The organism is Glycomyces tarimensis, from assembly GCF_054776215.1.
Genome location: NZ_BAAHCB010000047.1, coordinates 1 through 1,467, shown reverse-complemented (window position 1 = coordinate 1,467; position 1,467 = coordinate 1). Strand labels below are relative to the sequence as shown.

The 1,467-nt window shown below is 68.7% G+C and carries 1 protein-coding gene; it reads right to left on the bottom strand.

Features of this window, described 5'->3' with window-relative positions:
- A partial coding sequence (locus ACYVK3_RS21795) for an NF041680 family putative transposase (RefSeq protein WP_460499461.1) occupies positions 1–1,411 on the bottom strand: 1,411 nt, incomplete at its 3' end.
- Positions 1,412–1,467 lie beyond the last annotated feature (56 nt).

Sequence of the window (1,467 nt, the reverse complement as noted above, 5' to 3'; positions counted from 1 at the left end):
GGCTTTTACTCCGCTTCGTAGTCTTGCCGGGGTTACAGACGGGCGCGCGTCGGGTGTTGCGTCGGCCTTTGGGTCGACCAGGTCCTGGTCGTGCTGGTTTCGGAGCACCGGCTGGGCAGCCCAGATCGGGGCGGAGGTTCGGAAACCCTCGGCGCACGCGAGCCGGGGTCAGCTTGCCGGGCGGGGCCGGTGTCTCCCAGGGCAGACGCAGGTCGAGGGTCAGGCCGCGGGCGAGTCCGAGTTGTGTGAAGGCGGCGATGACAATCCAGGTCCAGACGTCGGCCTGAGCAGGGGTGCGGGGTCGGGGAACAGTCCACCCAAGGGTCTGCTTGAGGAACCGGAAGGTGTGCTCGATGTCGAAGCGGCGCAGCCATGCGGCCCGGATCCCATCGAGCTCAGCCGGAGCTAGGTCGGCCGCGGAGGTCCACAGCCACAACGGTTTCGGGCTGCCCTCGTGCGGGAGGCGGTCGACGGTGATGCGCGTCAGGGTCCCGTCGATGACTGGCAGTTCAGCTCCGGCGTCGATCCAGGCGGCCCGCTGCGTCAGCCGCGGGTGCAACCGGTCCCATGACCTGGCCTCCAGCCTGCCGTAGCGCGCGGTATCGCAGGCGGTGGAGTACGCCGGTGGCTCCCAGCTGTCCGGTTCGGACAACCGGTGCGCGGCGCCGTGTTTCGGCGGCCGCCCGCCCCTCCCACCGGCCGCGGCTTGGCGGTCCGGGCGAGCGTAGAAGATTCGGTCCGATCGGACCCTGGCGGTCACGATGACCGGCAGGTCTCGCAGACACCACGCCAATCGGGCCGCGTCGTAGCCGGCATCGGCGACCACCAGGATCGGTTGGTCGCCCCGGTGGTGATGACCGGCGGTGGCCAACCGTTCGACGACCCCGCGGATCTGGGCCGCGGTCACGGCCTGCACATCGTCATCCGGGCCGATCCGGGCCGCGTCCAGGATCTGTGTCCACGACGACGCTCCCGACTCCAGCGCCGCCACGACCGAGTACGGCCATCCCGGAATGAACTGGTCAGCTGATCGGCCACGCCCGTATACATGGCAGAACAGTCGGTCGGGACTCCGGTTCGCGTCCGGGCGCAGCCAATTGGTGACATCCACCGACAGCACGATCCGGCCGCCGACGCGTCCGATCCGCCCGCCTGCGAGCAGGTTCCGAAGACGGTCGGCATCGACTCGACCGGCCCCGAGGGCGTCATAGAGGGCGCCGTGTCCGCGGCGGAACACGCCGGATAGCGAGAGAGCCGGGAGCGAGGTCACCGGCCCCGGGACACAAAGCAAGGCGTCGGACAGCTCGAACAGCGTGTCCGCTCGCGCGGTCAGGCACCGATAGAGCTCATCGCGGAACGTCGCCAGTGCCCCGACACCCGCGGCAGCGCCTGGATCAGGAAGAATGGACAAACGAGGCCCTTGGAAGATGGATATTCTTGCGTCGCAACAAGAATCATCTACCAAGA